Source organism: Vibrio sp. 1249-1, assembly GCF_033340495.1.
This window is the reverse complement of the sequence record NZ_JAWOWJ010001101.1, coordinates 1-535: the sequence shown is the minus strand read 5'-3', so window position 1 is coordinate 535 and position 535 is coordinate 1. Positions and strand designations below refer to the sequence as shown.

The window sequence follows — 535 nt, the reverse complement described above, 5'->3', positions numbered from 1 at the left end:
TTCACACTGTCTTTTAAGCCACCTACCCCTCTCACAATAGGCAAGGTGCCGTAAGCCATGCTGTAGATCTGATTTAAGCCACATGGTTCGAATTCAGAAGGCATTAAGAAGAAATCCGAACCAGCTTCAACTAAATGCGCGAGTTCATTGTCATACGCCTCAACAAATACAAACTTGTCGGAGAATTGCGCCGCAACCTCTTCCAATTGTGCAGCCAAAACGGGATCACCCGTCCCAACAACAACGACTTGAACATCATGCTTCAAAAAATCCGCCAAAGCCGGCAGCAAGTAATGCACGCCTTTTTGCTGAGTCAAACGACAAACCATACCAAACATGGCTACGTCTTTTTCAGCAAGGTTTAGCCTCTGCTGTAATGCGCGCTTACAAGTGTTTTTACCTAGAACCATACTTTGTTTGTCGGCACTATAGTTCATTGGCAAATAAACATCAGTTTCCGGATTCCAAGCACTGTAATCGCAACCATTTAAAATTCCGACTAGATCCCCTGCTCGTTGCTGAAACTCCCATGCCA

1 protein-coding gene is annotated in these 535 nt (G+C 45.0%); it reads right to left on the bottom strand.

The window, feature by feature from the left end; genetic code table 11:
• A partial coding sequence (locus R7Z50_RS30680) for a glycosyltransferase (RefSeq protein ID WP_318150175.1) occupies positions 1-535 on the bottom strand: 535 nt, incomplete at both ends.